This is a genomic window from Blastomonas sp. CCH9-A1 (assembly GCF_001557175.1).
Classification (GTDB): domain Bacteria; phylum Pseudomonadota; class Alphaproteobacteria; order Sphingomonadales; family Sphingomonadaceae; genus Blastomonas; species Blastomonas delafieldii_A.
Genome location: NZ_LSHM01000046.1, coordinates 1 through 15,065, shown reverse-complemented (window position 1 = coordinate 15,065; position 15,065 = coordinate 1). Strand labels below are relative to the sequence as shown.

Sequence of the window (15,065 nt, the reverse complement as noted above, 5' to 3'; positions counted from 1 at the left end):
ATGACCGCAACCCCTGCCTGGCCGCCGCGCTCTGCCCCGCGCCTGTTCGTCGATCAGCCACTGGGCGAAGGCGGCGCGCTGCGCATCGAGGGCAACCAGGCGCATTATCTGCTCAACGTCATGCGCCTGCCCGAAGGCGCGGCGGTGAAGCTGTTCGACGATATCAGCGGCGAATTTCTCGGCCGGGTCAGCGCACGCGGCAAGCGCGATCTGATGATCGACATCGAGGGCCAGACCCGCCCTCGCGAGGCGGTGCCCGACTTCTGGCTCTGCGCCGCGCCGATCAAGAAACCGCGCTTCGATTTCCTGGCGGAAAAGGCGTGCGAACTGGGCGTCGCGCGCTTCGTGCCGGTGCTGACCGAGCGCGCGGTGGTCGACAAGGTCAAGGACGACCGGCTGCGCGGCACGATGATCGAGGCGGCAGAACAGTGCGAGCGCACCGCGCTGCCCGAGATCGCTCCCCTCACCCGGCTCGACGCGCTGCTCAAGGCCTGGCCCGAGGGACGCCACCTGTTCTTCGCCGACGAGCGGTTGCACGATGGCAGTGGTGTGTCGTTTGGCGAGGCGCTGGCCACACATGGCGGAGCGGCCGCAGTGCTGATCGGGCCCGAGGGTGGCTTTACCGATGCCGAGAATGCGGCGATCCGCAACCATCCCGCCGCCGTGCCGGTCTCGCTCGGCCCGCGCATCCTGCGCGCGGAAACGGCGGCGATCACCGCCACTGCTATCTGGATGGCGGCGAATGGCGATTGGGGCACTTGATTGCCTGCGGTTTGACACCATTACACATTTTAAAGCTGGCATGGGTTGCAAGGCGCAACTAAAGCACCGGCGACACGATATTCAGGGGTTCAGGGCGCAGATGAGTACACGTTCCGCGACGGATCAGGACGATCCGATCATCACCTCGATCGCGCAGCTTGCAGAACCGATGGCCGCAGGCGAAAAGCCCAAGGAGCGCTGGCGCATCGGCACCGAGCACGAGAAATTCGTGTTCTGCCGCAACGACTTCCACGCACCCAGCTATGACGAGCCCGGCGGCATCCGCGACCTGCTGATGGCGCTGACCGAGTTCGGCTGGGAGCCGGTCGAGGAGCGCACCCCCGATGGCGGCAGCAACGTCATCGCGATGCGCGGCCCCGATGGCACGGTGAGCCTCGAGCCTGCCGGACAGCTCGAACTGTCGGGCGCGCCGCTCGAGAACCTGCACGAAACCTGCGCCGAGACCGGACGCCATCTGGCTCAGGTAAAGGCGATCGGCGACAAGACGGGCAAGGGCTTTCTGGGCCTGGGCATGTGGCCCGACAAGACCCGCGCCGAGCTGCCGATCATGCCCAAGGGCCGCTATGGCATCATGCTGAACCACATGCCGCGCGTCGGCTCGATGGGGCTCGACATGATGCTGCGCACCTGCACGATCCAGGTGAATCTCGATTATTCGAGCGAAGCGGACATGGCGAAGAAGTTCCGTGTGGGGCTGGCGCTGCAACCGCTGGCGACCGCCTTGTTTGCCAACTCGCCGTTTACCGAGGGCAAGCCCAACGGCATGCTGTCCTACCGCAGCCATATCTGGTCGGACACCGATCCCGCGCGCACCGGCATGCTGCCCTTCGTGTTCGAGGACGGGTTCGGATATGAGCGCTATGTCGAATACATGCTCGACGTGCCGATGTATTTCGTGTTCCGCGACGGGCTGTATATCGACGCGGCGGGGCAGAGCTTCCGCGATTTCCTCGACGGCAAGCTTCCTGCCCTGCCCGGCGAGCGCCCGACGCTGAGCGACTGGAACGACCATCTTTCCACCGCCTTTCCCGAGGTGCGCCTGAAGAGCTTTCTCGAGATGCGCGGGGCGGATGGCGGTCCGTGGAGCCGCATCTGCGCGCTGCCCGCGCTCTGGGTCGGCCTGCTCTATGATCAAGGCGCGCTCGATGCGGCCTGGGATCTGGTCAAGGGCTGGAGCATCGAGGAGCGCCAGGCGCTGCGCGACTCCGTGCCGAAACTGGGCCTGGACGCGCCGATCGCCGGCGGCCGTAAGTTGCGCGACATCGCGGCGCAAGTGCTCGATATCGCCTCGTCGGGCCTGGCATCGCGCGCGCGGCTCAACAGCAGCGGCGATAACGAGACCGGCTTTCTCGAACCGCTGCGCGACGTCGTCGCGCGCGGCAAGACGCCGGCGGAAGACCTGCTCGCTCTCTACCATGGCGAATGGGGCGGCGATATCCGCAAGGTCTATGGCGCAATGCAGTTCTGACACCCATCCCTCTCCCCTTGCGGGAGAGGGTTGCGCAGACTTGGCAGCTTGCTGCCTAGTCGAAGCTGGGTGAGGGGTAATTGCGCAAACGTTGCAGCCACCCTCATCCAACTCCGCCTAACCGCGCTAACGCGCGCCAAGGCTACTTATCCTTCTCCCTGCTCAGGGAGAAGGTTTGATTCAAGCCCGCGCCATCTGTCCCGCACCGCCCGGCAACCTTGCCACCAGTGCCAGATACCAGACCAGCAGCACCATGTTGGGGATCGCGTTGCGCCAGAAGCCGGTCGCGACCGAGAGCGCGCTATCGACCACGAACCAGAGTAGCACCGACAGCGTCACCATCCGCCACAGCTTCTGCGCCTGTTGTGCCGACAGATCAGGCGTGATCCGCGCCACCGCCAGCAGCGTCGCGCCCCAGCCGAGCGACACCGCGCCCATCAGCGCGATGCTGAACCGGTGCAGCGGATCATAGGCAATCGGCGTTTCCGCCCCCAGCATCTCGAGCAGCAGCGTCATTGCCGCGTCGGTCGCGGCAAAGGCGCCCGATATCAGCAACAGCCCGAAGGCGATCACTCCCCCGCACCAGAGGCTCATCTGCGTCGTCCAGCTGTTCATCGTGTTCTCTCCCAATTCGTCCAATGCGCCGATGATGGGCAAGGCGCGGCGGACAAACAATTACGTCCTAGGTCATGGCGCTGCATCTTCTGTCATGCGGGCGCGTTAGAACGGCTTATGCTCATCACCAAGATCATCAGCTGGCTGCGGCACAGCATTGTGCTCGCGCTGATCGCCTGCACGTTGCTGGTCGGCTGGCTGCTGCTCAAGCCGGGGCGCGAGGATCTGCCCTGGACGCCGCTCAGCCTCACCGACCCGATCGGCATGACGACACGCGGCAAGATCGTCGATCTGACCGGCCAGCGCGACCAGTGCCTGGCGCTGCTCGAATCTTCGGGCCTGGAATTCACGCCGCGCGAGTCCTTCGGCGCGGACCAGTGCCGGGTCGAGGATGCGGTGCGCACGAATGCCGGGCAGACGCTGCTTCCGCTCGCCCCGGCGTCGGTGTCCCCCTCCTGCCCGATGGCGATCGGCCTGCTGCTCTGGCAGGCGCAGGTGGTGCAGCCCCGCGCACAGGCGATCCTGGGGAGCAAGGTCACCAATATCGAGACGTTCGGCAGCTATTCGTGCCGCCGCATGTACGCGCGCGACGACGGCCCGTGGAGCGAACATGCCACCGCCGACGCGCTCGACGTCAGCGGGTTCGTGCTCGCCGATGGTCGGCGGATTTCGGTGCTGAACGACTGGCAGGGCGATGGCGACAAGGCCCGCTTCCTGCGCGCGGTACGTGATGGGGCGTGCGACCTGTTTTCGACCACACTCTCGCCCGATTACAATGCCGCGCACGCCGACCACCTCCACCTCGACCTTGCCGATCGCGGCACGATGAGCTGGCGCGCCTGCCGCTGACTATTCTCGCCCGGCGCGGATCGCGGCTCCAGCGGCGATCGGGCAGATGACGGTGAGCAGCAGGCTCGCGGCGGCGAGCAGAAGCAGTCCGTTCTGGCTGCCCGGCGTCAGGCTGCCCGCACCGAAGATCAGCAGCGGCACCGCGAGCGGCAGCAGCAGCAGGCCGCCCAGCGCCGCACCATGGCGCAGGCCCGCGGTGAGCGCCGCGATCATCACGCCCAAAGCCGCGAGCGCCGGCGTCGCGCAGGCCAATCCGATCTCGACAATGATCAGCTGCTCCGCGCTCTGCCCCAGCAGCCCAGCGGAAATGATCGCGGCGAGCATCAGCGGCGGGCCGAAGCTCAGCCAGTGCCCGACGGTCTTGGCGAGCGCGATCAGCTCCTCGGACAGGCCGCGCACGACATATTGGTCAATCATCCCCTGATCGACATCGGCCTGGACCAGCCGGTCGATCGGCAGGATGCTGGCGAGCAGCGCCGCGACCCAGATCACCCCGCCGCCGGTACGCCCGAGCAGCTGTGCATCCGGCCCCACCGCGAACGGATAGATGGTCGCCACCGCCAGGAAGAAGATGATCGGCATCACGAACCCGGCGCTCCCGCGCGCGCCGCCACCGAGCCCGAAGGCCAGCATGAGTTCGCGGCGGACGAGCGTGCCGAGTGCGCCGATCATGCGGGGTCATCCAGCACGGATGCGGGCACGAAATCGGCGAGTGGCAGCGTCTGCGCGCCGTCGAGCGGCAGCGGCTGGTGCGAGGCGGCGAGCACGATGCCGCCCGCTTCGCGATGCTGCGCCATCAGATCGCCCAGCCGCGTGATCGATGCGGTGTCGAGACCGTTGGCAGGCTCGTCGAGCAGCCAGATGCCCGCGCGCGACAGGCTGATCCGCGCAAGCAGCGCACGCTTGCGCTGTCCGGTCGAGAGGAAGCGCACCGGCACATCGGCGAGATGCGCGAGATCTACGGCTGCGAGCGCTTCCGAAATATCGCCATCGGCGCTGCCGTCGAGCCTCGCCCAGTGCCCGAGCGCGCGGGCCAGCGGTTGCCCGGCATCGAGTGCGACCTTCTCGTCGGCCAGCGCCATGCGCCCGGTCGCCTTGACCTCGCCCGCATAGGCCGGCAGCAAACCGGCGATGACGCGGATCAGGCTCGATTTTCCGAGTCCATTGGGGCCCGTGACATGCAACGCCTCCCCTGCCGCGAGCTTCAGTGAAACCCCGCGAAACAGGATACGCCCACCGCGCAAGCACGCAAGGCTCACGCATTCCAGCGCGGCGCTGCTCTCAAAGCCCTTGGATATTGCAGCATGTTGCGCCATCTGCCCCCGGATGGCGCATTTGCCGCCCGCTGCCAAGAGGAGACGATGATGGTCCGCAAACTGGAAGGCGCCGAACGCGCCGAGGCGCTCGCCAGCCTGCCCGAATGGACGCACGAACCGGTGCGCGACGGCATTACCCGCCGCTTCACGTTCGACGATTTCGCGCGCGCCTTCGGCTTCATGACCAGCGTCGCGATCCTTGCCGAAAAGGCCGACCATCATCCCGAATGGTCGAACGTCTATAACCGGGTCGACATATTGCTGACGACGCACGACGCCGATGGGCTGTCGCAGCGCGACATCGACTTGGCCCGGTCGATCGACGCCCTGCTCTGACACCGGAAATCGCGGCCATTGTGCACGCCGCGGCCGCGCTATACTGTGCTCCCCGACCGACCCCGCATGAACGGGGCGGCAAGCCATTTTTGGGAGAGACAGTCTATGGCAGGTGACACCCCGGATCTCGTCGACGAAGCCGCTCAGTCCACCACGGCGCTGGGACCGCTGATGGGGCTGGCGCGCGAGGATTTCATCGGCGCGATCGGCCTGTTGTTGCGCGAAACCGCCAGCGACCCGGCGCGCACGATGCGGCACGCGCAGGCGTTTTCCGAAGATGTCGTCAAGATCATGATGGGCCAGTCTGAATTGTCGCCCGATCCCAAGGACAAGCGCTTCATGGACCCCGCCTGGCGGTTCAACCCGTTCTTCAAGGCCGGCGCGCAATATTATCTGGCCGTGCAGAAGGGCATGAAAAGCTGGATCGACGAGCTCGAACTCGATGCGCTGGAGCGCGACCGCGCGAATTTCATCTCCGCGATCATCATCGATGCGCTCGCCCCCACCAACAGCCTGATTGGCAACCCGACCGCGCAGAAGCGCATCGTCGATTCGGGCGGGCTGTCGCTGCTCAAGGGGCTGAAGAACGCCTATAACGACATGGTCTATAATGACGGCATGGTCAGCCAGGTCGACAAGAAGCCGTTCACGCTGGGCGAGAATGTCGCGACCTCGAAGGGCAATGTCGTCTATCGCGACGAGATCATGGAACTGATCCAGTACGCTCCGACGACGGACGAGGTCTACGCGATCCCGCAGCTGACCATCCCGCCGCAGATCAACAAGATGTACATCAACGACCTGTCGCCCGAGAAATCGGTGGTGAAGTGGCAGGTCGACAATGGCATCCAGACCTTCGTCATCTCGTGGCGCAACCCGCAAAAGGAACACGGCGCCTGGGCGATGGCGGACTATATCGCCGCCTGCACCCGCGCGCTCGACGTGGTGTGCGAGATTACCGGATCGAAAAAGGTCAACGTCTCGGGCGGCTGTTCGGGCGGGCAGACGCTGGCGATGCTGGTATCCAAGCTGCAGGCCTCGGGCGATGACCGGATTGGATCGGTGACGCTGATGGTGTGCGTGCTGCACCCCAAACAGACCGATATCGAGGCGGGATCGCTGATGAGCGACAATGGCCTGGCGCTCGCCAAGCAGCGCGCAGCACGCAAGGGCGTGATCAAGGGCAGCGACCTGTCGCGCGGCTTTGCCTGGCTGCGGCCCAATGACCTGATCTGGAACTATGTCATCAACAACTATCTGATGGGTGAGGACCCGCCCGCGTTCGACGTATTGTTCTGGAATGCCGATGCCACCAACCTGTCGGCCAGCCTGATGGGCGATTTCCTGCACATCTATGAAACGCTCGCCTTCACCCGCAAGGGCGAGGTCGAGATGGTCGGACACAGGATCGATCTGTCCAAGGTGACCAACGACCTGTTCATCCTGGGCGGCGTGACCGACCATATCACACCGTGGCGCGCCTGCTATCGTTCGACCCAGCTGTTCGGATCGAAGAATATCGACTTCATCCTGTCGCAATCGGGGCACATGCAGGCGATCCTCAACCCGCCGACCAACCCCAAGGCGAAATATTTCAAGATGAAGGGCAACACGCCGACCAAGGCGGGCAAGACCCCGGCCGATGTCGACGACTGGCTGGCCAAGGCCGAAGAGGTCAAGGGCAGCTGGTGGCCTTACTGGATGGAATGGGTCCAGGCGCGCTCGGGCGACAAGGTGCCAGCGCCCGCCGCAACCGGCAGCAAGAAGCATCCCGCGCTGGAACCCGCGCCGGGCCTGTATGTACTGGAGTGAGACCTTCAAATCCTCCCCGTAACGGGGAGGATCGCACCGACGAAATACGCACAGATCGGAATTCTTCTTGGCCACCCAGTTCAAATCTACCGCCGCCACCGGGCCCGAAATCACCATGGAGCAGGTCGATGGCCGTACCCTGCGCGTCGCGCGCTGGCGCTTCGACGAGGGGCTGACCAAGCCGCCGCTGCTGTTCTTCAACGGTATCGGCGCGAACATGGAGGCTGTGGCCCCCTTTGCCGATCTGCTCGAGGAACGGCCGTTCATCACCTTCGACATGCCCGGCGTCGGCGGTTCGCCCGATCCGCGCGTGCCTTACAATGCATTCTTGATGGCACGCATCGCCTGGCTGCTGCTCGATCGGTTCGGCATCGAGACGGTCGACGTGATGGGGGTGAGCTGGGGCGGCGCGATGGCGCAGCATTTCGCGCTCCAGCATTCGGGCAACGTCAACCGGCTGGTGCTCGCCGCGACCACCGCGGGGATGTTCATGATCCCCGGCAATATCTCAGCCTTGAGCAAGATGGCCGATCCGCGTCGCTATATCGACCCCAGCTATATGGAGAAGCATTTCGCGACGCTCTATGGCGGCTCGACCGAGGGCGCGAGCGGCCATACCGGGCGCATTACCCCGCCGTCCAAGATCGGCTATTTCTACCAGCTGCTCGCGATGATCGGCTGGACCAGCGCGCCCTTCCTGCCGTTCATGAACAAGCCGACTTTGGTGCTGATGGGCGGCGACGACCAGATCGTGCCGGTCGCCAACGGGCATATCCTCAAGACGCTGATCCCCAATTCGGAACTCAAGATCATCGAGGATGGCGGGCACCTGTTCCTGCTCAGCCATCTCGACGAGAGCCTCGCCGCCATCCGCGCGCATCTGGATGCGGTTGAGGCATAGGAGCCAGGTCAGGCTCCAGGCTAAGCCATAATCGTCACCCCCGCGAAGGCGGGGGTCCCGCTATCTGACTCAGGTCTGCAAAAAAGCCGGATTCCCGCCTTCGCGGGAATGACGAGAAATTGTTTAGGACGGCTTCAACTCGCCGCCTTCACCTTCTGGCGATAAGCATGCAGCAGCGGCTCGGTGTAACCGCTCGGCTGCTCGATACCCTTGAACACCAGATCGCGCGCGGCCTGGAAGGCGAACGAGCCTTCCGGATTGTCCGCCATCGGCCGGTAAAGCGGATCGCCCGCATTCTGCGCATCGACCTTGGCCGCCATGCGCAGCAGCGCCTCGTCCACCTCTTCAGCCGTGCACACGCCGTGCAGCAGCCAGTTGGCGAGCGCTTGGGACGAGATGCGCAGCGTCGCACGGTCTTCCATCAGGCCGACATCGTGAATGTCGGGCACCTTCGAACAGCCGATGCCCTGATCGACCCAGCGCACCACATAGCCCAGAATCCCTTGCGCATTATTGTCGAGCTCGGCGCGGATGTCCTCGGGCGACCAGTTCTGCCCTGCGGCGAGAGGCACGTTGAGCAGCGGCTCGAGCGTCGGCACCGGCTGGCTCGCGATCTCGGCGCGGCGCGCGAAGACATCGACCTTGTGATAGTGCATCGCGTGCAGCGTCGCGGCGGTGGGTGACGGCACCCAGGCGGTATTCGCGCCGGTCAGCGGATGGCCGATCTTCTGCTCCATCATGTCGCGCATCATGTCGGGAGCGGCCCACATGCCCTTCCCGATCTGCGCCTTGCCGTCGAGCCCGCATTTGAGGCCGATGCCGACATTGCGCGCCTCGTAGGACTTGATCCAGTCCGAGGTCTTCATGTCGCCCTTGCGGATCATCGCGCCCGCCTGCATCGAGGTGTGGATCTCGTCGCCGGTGCGGTCGAGGAACCCGGTGTTGATGAACACGATCCGGTCCTTCACCGCATGAATGCACGCGGCGAGATTCGCCGAGGTACGGCGCTCCTCGTCCATCACGCCGACCTTGATCGTGTGGCGCTGGAGGCCCAGCATGTCCTCGACCGCGTTGAACAGCTCGTTGGTGAACGCGCATTCCTCCGGCCCGTGCATCTTGGGTTTGACGATATAGATGGAGCCTGTGCGGCTGTTGCGGAAGCGGCCGAGGCCGTTCAGATCGTGCATGCCGATCGCGCTGGTAAAGACCGCATCCAGAATGCCCTCGGGCGCTTCCGATCCGTCGGCGAGCAGCACCGCCGGATTGGTCATCAGATGCCCGACATTGCGTACGAACAGCACGCTGCGCCCCGGCAGAGTGAACGCGGTGCCATCGGGCGCGAGATAGTCGCGGTCCGGCTCGAGCGCGCGGGTCAGCGTCTTGCCGCCCTTGGGGAAGCTCGCCTCCAGGTCGCCGCGCATCAGGCCCAGCCAGTTGGTGTAGGCGAGGATCTTGTCCTCGGCATCGACTGCCGCGACCGAATCCTCCATGTCGATGATGGTGGTGAGCGCAGCCTCGAGCAGCACATCGGCAATCCCCGCCGGATCATCCTTGCCGATCGGGTGCGCAGGATCGATCACGATCTCGATATGCAGGCCGTTATGCTTGAGCAGCAGACTGGCTCCGCGCGTGCCGACAAGCTGCGCGGGGTCGGCAAGCGCAGGCGTGCCACCGGCATAATCCGCCCAGCTTCCTTGCGCGAGCGGGACCGCCTCGTCGAGAAACGCCTTGGCCGCCTTGACCACCGCAGCACCGCGCACCGGATCATAGCCGCCGGGCTGGGCCGGGGCGGCATCGAGCGCATCGGTGCCGTAATAGGCGTCGTAAAGGCTGCCCCAGCGTGCATTGGCGGCATTGAGGACGAAGCGGTCGTTGAGCGACGGCACGACGAGCTGCGGGCCTGCCATGGTTGCAATCTCGGGATCGACATTCTGCGTGCCGATGGCGAACGGCTGCGGCTCGGTCACCAGATAGCCGATGTCGTACAGGAAAGTGCGATACTCCATGGCGTTCACCGGCTGGCCCTTGCGCGCGCGGTGCCAGTCATCGATCTTTGCCTGCAGATCGTCGCGCTTTTCCAGCAGCTTGCGGTTCACAGGTACGAAACGCTCGAGCAGAGCGGCGAGATCCGCCCAGAAGCGGTCCGCATCCAACGCCAGCGGGGCCAGCACCGATTCGGTGACAAAGCCGTGCAGCGCGGAATCGATGCTGATGCCGTTGCTCTGGAGATATTCGCTCATTCCCGGTCCTCTTTGCTTGATCAAGATCACCCCGGCGACAGGCGCGCGTGGTGGCAGAGTTTCCCGGGGAGGAATGGCCGACAGCCTATGGCAAGGCAAGGCGGATAAGGCAATCCGGTTTCGCCTGCTACGGGTGGCGGGATGCCTCCAACCCGGCTAAGAGGTGGCGGATGACGACCAGCCCTGCCAGCCTGACCGCATCCGAAATCGCCTGTCTGGAGCGGATCGACCAGGCTGCGATGCTCGCACAGCTCGAGCATTGGGCGGCGATCAACAGCGGATCGGGCAATCTGGCCGGGCTGGCCCAGACCGCCGCGCTGCTCGCCGAGAGTTTTTCCGTACTGCCTGGCGAGGTCCGGCTGGTCGATGGCGCGCCGGTCGAGGCGGTGCGCGCCGATGGCAGTATCGACACGATCGAGCGCGGACAGCATCTGGTCGTCTCGGTGCGCCCCGGCGCGAACCTGCGGCTGCTGCTCACCGGGCACATGGACACGGTATTCCCCGCCGATCATCCGTTCCAGAGCCTGACCTGGCTCGAGCCGGGCGTGCTGAACGGCCCCGGCGTCGCGGACATGAAGGGCGGGATCGCGGTCATGCTCGCCGCGCTGCAGGCCGTCGAGAGCTCGCCGCTCGGCGCGACCATCGGCTATGACGTGCTGATCAACAGCGACGAGGAGGTGGGTTCCGCCTCGTCCGCGCCGCTGATCGCCGGGCTCGCGGCAGGCAAGGCGGCCGCGCTGACCTATGAACCGGCCCTGCCCGATGGCACGCTGGCGGGCGAGCGCGGCGGATCGGGCAATTTCTCGATCATCGTCACCGGCCGCTCCGCCCATGCCGGGCGCAATCCGCACGAGGGCCGCAACGCGCTGGTCGCTGCAGCCGATCTCGCGGTACGGCTGAAGGCACTGACCCGCGACGGCCTGTCGGTGAACCCCGCCAAGATCGACGGCGGCAGCGCCAACAATGTCGTGCCCGATCACGCGATAGTGCGCGTCAACTTCCGCCCGCAAAGCCTTGAGATGCAAGCCTTTGCCGAAGAAGCGCTGCACCGGCTCGCCGACGAGATCGCCGCAGCGCACGAGGTCGGCGTGCATGTCCATGGCAGCTTCGGCCGCCCGCCCAAGCCGATCGATCCGGGCGCGGAAAAACTGTTCGGGCTGGTCAAGGATTGCGGCGCGGCGCTGGGGCTCGACATATCCTGGCGCGGCACCGGCGGGGTGTGCGATGGCAACAATATCGCGGCGTGCGGCGTGCCCGTGGTCGACACCATGGGCGTGCGCGGCGGCGCGATCCACAGCGCCGACGAATTCCTGATCGCCGACAGCCTGGCAGAACGCGCCCGGCTCTCGGCACTCACCATATTGCGGCTTGCCGAAAAGAGGGGGTTATGAGCTTTGTCATCCGGGCGGCGATGCCCGACGATTTGCAGGCAATCTACGAGATGGCCAAGCTGACCGGCGGGGGGTTCACCAACCTGCCCGCCGACCGCAAGTCGCTCGAGGGCAAGATCGAGCGGTCGACGACGTGCTTTGCGCGCGCGGACGACGATTTGCGCGACGAGCTGTTCGTGCTGGTGCTCGAGAATACCGAGACGGGCGAGATCCGGGGCACCTGCCAGCTGCTCACCCAGGTGGGGCAGAAATGGCCGTTCTACAGCTATCGCCTCAGCACGCTGACCCAGCACAGCGCCGAACTCGGCCGCACGTTTCGCGCCGAGATATTGAGCCTGGTCACCGATCTGGAAGGATCGAGCGAGGTCGGCGGGCTGTTCCTGCACCCGAACGAGCGCGCAGGGGGCCTCGGCATGCTGCTCGCGCGCAGCCGCTATCTGTTCATCGGGCTGCACCGCGCGCGCTTTGCCGACCGCATCCTTGCCGAACTGCGCGGGATCATCGACGATGCCGGAGATTCGCCCTTCTGGGACAGCATCGCCGGACGGTTCTTCGGGATGAGCTTTGACGAGGCCGACACGTTCAATGCGCTGCACGGCAACCAGTTCATCGCCGATCTAATGCCCAAGCACCCGGTCTATGTCGCGATGCTCAGCGACAGCGCACGCCATGTGCTCGGCCGCCCCAATGTCAGCGGTCGTGCTGCGATGCGCATGCTGGAAAATGAAGGCTTTGCGCACGAAAATTATGTCGACATCTTCGATGGCGGCCCGACCATGACCGCCCGCACCGATCAGGTCCATTCGATCCGCAACGCGCGCGATGCCAAGGTTGCCGCGATGGGTGAAGGTGGCACCATGTCGCTGGTCGCCTCGGGCCGCCTCGCCGATTTCCGCTGCGCCTATGGCAAGGTGGCCGATGGCGAGGACGGTGTGACGCTGGAAGCGAAGACGGCAGAGATGTTGCGTGTCAGCGCGGGCGATGAAGTGCGCTGGATCGAGAGATAGGAACACAACACCCCTCTCCCCAAGAGGGGAGAGGGCTGCGGAGACTTATGAGCAAAGCGAATTAGTCGCAGCTGGGTGAGGGTGAGAATACGCCGCCAGTAGCGAGCGACACCCTCATCCAACTCCGCCTAACCAGCAAGCTGGTAAGGCTTCGTATCCTTCTCCCTTCAAGGGAGAAGAATTTAGGACAGGACGAGAGATGCTCACCGAGATCAATTTCGACGGAATCATCGGCCCCAGCCACAATTATGCGGGCCTCAGCCTCGGCAATATCGCCTCGGCCAATAACGCCGGTTCGGTCAGCGAACCACGCGCGGCGGCGCTGCAGGGTGTCGCCAAAATGCGCGCGAATATGGCGCTCGGTCTGACGCAGGGCTTTTTCATGCCGCTCGACCGGCCGAATACAGCCTGGCTGGAGAGCCTCGCCACCGATGTCGCCAGCGCCGAGCCGCATCTGCGCGCCGCCAGCTTTTCCGCCTCCTCGATGTGGGCGGCCAATGCCGCGACGGTCTCCCCTGCCCCGGATACCGTCGATGGCCGCTGCCACCTGACTGTCGCGAACCTCGTGACCATGCCGCATCGCAGCCATGAATGGACGGGCACGCTGGCGCAGCTGCAACTCGCCTTTGCCGACGAGCGCCATTTTGCGGTGCACGGCCCGGTCCCCGCCCCGTTCGGCGACGAGGGCGCGGCCAACCACATGCGGCTGTGCGAGCGGCACGACAGCAAGGGCGTCGAGATTTTCGTCTATGGCAAGACGGGCGGCCCCTTCCCCGCACGCCAGCATGTCGAGGCGGGCAAGGCGATTGCGCGGGCGCACGGACTGGCAGCGGATCGCACCCTCTTCATCCAGCAGAGCGAGACCGCGATTGCTGCCGGAGCCTTCCACAATGATGTCGTCGCGGTCGCCAACGAGAGCGTGCTGCTCGCGCACGAACAGGCGTTCGAGGACCGCGAGACCGCCTATGCCGCGATCCGCGCGGCATTTCCCGCGGTGCAGATCGTAGAGGTGCCCGCGAGCGCGGTGTCGCTCGCCGATGCCATCAGGAGCTATCTGTTCAACGCCCAGCTCGTCACGCTGCCCGATGGTGGCCAGGCCCTGGTGCTGCCGAGCGAATCGCAGGAGGTGCCGGCCGTGTGGCAGTGGCTCGAGGCGATGGTCGCGGGCAACGGGCCGATCCGGCGGCTCGTGCCGGTCAATGTGCGCCAGTCGATGGCCAATGGCGGTGGCCCGGCCTGCCTGAGGCTGCGCGTCGTGGCCGATCCCGCGACGGTCGATCCGCGCTTCATCGCGACGCCCGAAAGGCTCGATGCGATCGAGAAGATCATCGCCGCGCACTGGCCCGAGCGGATTACGCCGGGCGATCTCGTCGACCCTGCGCTGGCCGAAACGGTAGGCGCAGCGCGGCGCGCGCTGCTCGATGCGCTCGATCTTTCCGCGCTCGCCTGACCTGTCGGCAGGCTTTACAGCTTAACCCTTTCTTAACTATCGTCTGCGGCAGAAAACCGCCCTTGGCACAGGGCTTGCGGGGGAATGCCCATGTTCGAGAAGATCCGTCGCCTCTTCATCATCAAGACCAAGTTCGAGGTGTATCTGATCACCTATGCCCTGGCGCTGGGGGCCTGCGAGCGCGGCAAGCTCTATCTCGATCAATATCCCGGCTATGGCGGCTGGCTGCTGTTCGTCGCCTGCACCGGCGCGGTGTTCATGGCAGGCGCGAAGATGCTCGACGCGATCGATTACCAGAAGGCGTACGGGCCCGAATAGCGATGTGGCAAGGTGGAGAGCTTCTGTTGCCCGGTGCTCTCCAAACCGCTGAACTCCGCTTCTGTTGCCCGGTGGGTTCAACCGCGCTCTTACTTCCTTATTCTTGGCCGTTAGGCCGCTGAATTAGGCAGCAAGGGCGAGTGCGTCATTGTCATTGGCACTTATGAGTTTTGAGCCTTTAACGGGTTACTCAGCCCGGACGAAAACACCGCTTTTCAACACACGTCGATCCTAGTTCGGCCCCGTCAAAAGCCCCGTCTTCACGGGGTTCATGGTGGAGCCGCCGGGTACCGCCCCCGGGTCCGCTGTGCCTATTGCACGCCGCAATTTATCGTCATAGCCGGACGAACCGGCAGGAACCCATATAGCGATGCTTTGGTGAATGGGAAGTGAGCGGCGGGAGAATTTCCGGTGCTGCGCTCTCCCCTCCCCTTCGAAAGCCCTCCCCCTTGATGGGGGAGGGTTGGGTGGGGGCGATGGTGCAGGATCGAGCGAGGGATGCGAGACGCACCCTCACCCTCACCGCTGCGACTAGGGTCAGGACTCATTGATCCAGAAGATGAAAATAGCTGCGAACGT

Annotated in this window: 14 protein-coding genes and 1 other RNA gene; 10 read left to right on the top strand and 5 right to left on the bottom strand. The window is 65.0% G+C overall.

The genetic code is table 11. From position 1 onward, the window contains the following. Both AX725_RS14180 and AX725_RS14175 read left to right on the top strand, forming a co-directional pair. Positions 1-762 (top strand): 16S rRNA (uracil(1498)-N(3))-methyltransferase, encoded by a 762-nt coding sequence (locus AX725_RS14180; RefSeq protein WP_060977663.1) that lies wholly within the window; start codon positions 1-3, stop codon positions 760-762. A 100-nt stretch (positions 763-862) separates the two neighbouring features. Beyond that, positions 863-2,251 carry a glutamate--cysteine ligase gene (locus AX725_RS14175; RefSeq protein WP_060977662.1) on the top strand — a complete coding sequence of 463 codons (1,389 nt, stop codon included), beginning with the start codon at positions 863-865 and terminating at the stop codon, positions 2,249-2,251. A 180-nt stretch (positions 2,252-2,431) separates the two neighbouring features. Here the strand turns inward: AX725_RS14175 and AX725_RS14170 are convergent, their stop codons facing one another. Further along, entirely contained in the window at positions 2,432-2,866 is a 435-nt protein-coding gene (locus tag AX725_RS14170; protein WP_066112648.1) for a hypothetical protein, read from the bottom strand. A 117-nt stretch (positions 2,867-2,983) separates the two neighbouring features. On the opposite strand from AX725_RS14170, the gene AX725_RS14165 reads away from it, so the two are divergent. Next, a complete protein-coding gene (locus AX725_RS14165; protein WP_060977660.1) occupies positions 2,984-3,715 on the top strand; it encodes an extensin-like domain-containing protein in 732 nt (243 codons plus the stop codon). On the opposite strand, the gene AX725_RS14160 is transcribed toward AX725_RS14165, so the two are convergent. Continuing rightward, a complete protein-coding gene (locus AX725_RS14160) occupies positions 3,716-4,387 on the bottom strand; it encodes a heme exporter protein CcmB (protein WP_060977659.1) in 672 nt (223 codons plus the stop codon). Continuing rightward, positions 4,384-5,031: a heme ABC exporter ATP-binding protein CcmA gene (ccmA, locus tag AX725_RS14155; RefSeq protein ID WP_060977658.1), complete on the bottom strand. Its 648-nt coding sequence runs from the start codon at positions 5,029-5,031 to the stop codon at positions 4,384-4,386. Before ccmA ends, AX725_RS14160 begins: the two co-directional genes overlap by 4 nt. On the opposite strand from ccmA, the gene AX725_RS14150 reads away from it, so the two are divergent. The 3 genes from AX725_RS14150 to AX725_RS14140 all read left to right on the top strand — a co-directional run bounded on the left by AX725_RS14150 (position 5,020) and on the right by AX725_RS14140 (position 8,080). Next, positions 5,020-5,367, top strand: a complete 348-nt coding sequence (locus AX725_RS14150) for a 4a-hydroxytetrahydrobiopterin dehydratase (protein WP_155645620.1) — start codon at positions 5,020-5,022, stop codon at positions 5,365-5,367. The two genes, ccmA and AX725_RS14150, sit on opposite strands and share 12 nt — an antisense overlap. Before the next feature lie 105 nt (positions 5,368-5,472). Next, positions 5,473-7,179: a PHA/PHB synthase family protein gene (locus AX725_RS14145; RefSeq protein ID WP_060977657.1), complete on the top strand. Its 1,707-nt coding sequence runs from the start codon at positions 5,473-5,475 to the stop codon at positions 7,177-7,179. A gap of 67 nt (positions 7,180-7,246) precedes the next feature. After that, positions 7,247-8,080 carry an alpha/beta fold hydrolase gene (locus tag AX725_RS14140; RefSeq protein ID WP_081097039.1) on the top strand — a complete coding sequence of 278 codons (834 nt, stop codon included), beginning with the start codon at positions 7,247-7,249 and terminating at the stop codon, positions 8,078-8,080. A gap of 134 nt (positions 8,081-8,214) precedes the next feature. Here AX725_RS14140 and AX725_RS14135 read toward each other — a convergent pair whose 3' ends face one another. After that, positions 8,215-10,320, bottom strand: a complete 2,106-nt coding sequence (locus AX725_RS14135; RefSeq protein WP_060977656.1) for a malate synthase G — start codon at positions 10,318-10,320, stop codon at positions 8,215-8,217. Between the two features lie 170 nt (positions 10,321-10,490). On the opposite strand from AX725_RS14135, the gene AX725_RS14130 reads away from it, so the two are divergent. From AX725_RS14130 to AX725_RS14115, 4 genes are all read left to right on the top strand, one after another. Further along, entirely contained in the window at positions 10,491-11,711 is a 1,221-nt protein-coding gene (locus tag AX725_RS14130; RefSeq protein ID WP_060977655.1) for a hydrolase, read from the top strand. After that, positions 11,708-12,718, top strand: a complete 1,011-nt coding sequence (locus AX725_RS14125) for an arginine N-succinyltransferase (RefSeq protein ID WP_060977654.1) — start codon at positions 11,708-11,710, stop codon at positions 12,716-12,718. The genes AX725_RS14130 and AX725_RS14125 overlap by 4 nt, the downstream gene beginning before the upstream one ends. A 199-nt stretch (positions 12,719-12,917) precedes the next feature. After that, positions 12,918-14,168, top strand: coding sequence for an N-succinylarginine dihydrolase (locus tag AX725_RS14120; protein ID WP_060977653.1), 1,251 nt, complete (start codon positions 12,918-12,920; stop codon positions 14,166-14,168). Between the two features lie 90 nt (positions 14,169-14,258). Continuing rightward, positions 14,259-14,486 (top strand): hypothetical protein, encoded by a 228-nt coding sequence (locus tag AX725_RS14115; protein ID WP_060977674.1) that lies wholly within the window; start codon positions 14,259-14,261, stop codon positions 14,484-14,486. A 49-nt stretch (positions 14,487-14,535) separates the two neighbouring features. Here the strand turns inward: AX725_RS14115 and ssrA are convergent. Next, positions 14,536-14,879: a transfer-messenger RNA gene (ssrA, locus tag AX725_RS14110) on the bottom strand. Between the last annotated feature and the right edge of the window lie 186 nt (positions 14,880-15,065).

Excerpts from the sequence above, each read along its gene's own strand:
- AX725_RS14180 (WP_060977663.1), top strand. The coding sequence starts at position 1 with ATGACCGCAACCCCTGCCTGGCCGCCGCGCTCTGCCCCGCGCCTGTTC.
- AX725_RS14175 (WP_060977662.1), top strand. The coding sequence starts at position 863 with ATGAGTACACGTTCCGCGACGGATCAGGACGATCCGATCATCACCTCG.
- AX725_RS14170 (WP_066112648.1), bottom strand. The coding sequence starts at position 2,866 with ATGAACAGCTGGACGACGCAGATGAGCCTCTGGTGCGGGGGAGTGATC.
- AX725_RS14165 (WP_060977660.1), top strand. The coding sequence starts at position 2,984 with ATGCTCATCACCAAGATCATCAGCTGGCTGCGGCACAGCATTGTGCTC.
- AX725_RS14160 (WP_060977659.1), bottom strand. The coding sequence starts at position 4,387 with ATGATCGGCGCACTCGGCACGCTCGTCCGCCGCGAACTCATGCTGGCC.
- AX725_RS14150 (WP_155645620.1), top strand. The coding sequence starts at position 5,020 with ATGTTGCGCCATCTGCCCCCGGATGGCGCATTTGCCGCCCGCTGCCAA.
- ccmA (WP_060977658.1), bottom strand. The coding sequence starts at position 5,031 with ATGGCGCAACATGCTGCAATATCCAAGGGCTTTGAGAGCAGCGCCGCG.
- AX725_RS14145 (WP_060977657.1), top strand. The coding sequence starts at position 5,473 with ATGGCAGGTGACACCCCGGATCTCGTCGACGAAGCCGCTCAGTCCACC.
- AX725_RS14135 (WP_060977656.1), bottom strand. The coding sequence starts at position 10,320 with ATGAGCGAATATCTCCAGAGCAACGGCATCAGCATCGATTCCGCGCTG.
- AX725_RS14130 (WP_060977655.1), top strand. The coding sequence starts at position 10,491 with ATGACGACCAGCCCTGCCAGCCTGACCGCATCCGAAATCGCCTGTCTG.
- AX725_RS14125 (WP_060977654.1), top strand. The coding sequence starts at position 11,708 with ATGAGCTTTGTCATCCGGGCGGCGATGCCCGACGATTTGCAGGCAATC.
- AX725_RS14120 (WP_060977653.1), top strand. The coding sequence starts at position 12,918 with ATGCTCACCGAGATCAATTTCGACGGAATCATCGGCCCCAGCCACAAT.
- AX725_RS14115 (WP_060977674.1), top strand. The coding sequence starts at position 14,259 with ATGTTCGAGAAGATCCGTCGCCTCTTCATCATCAAGACCAAGTTCGAG.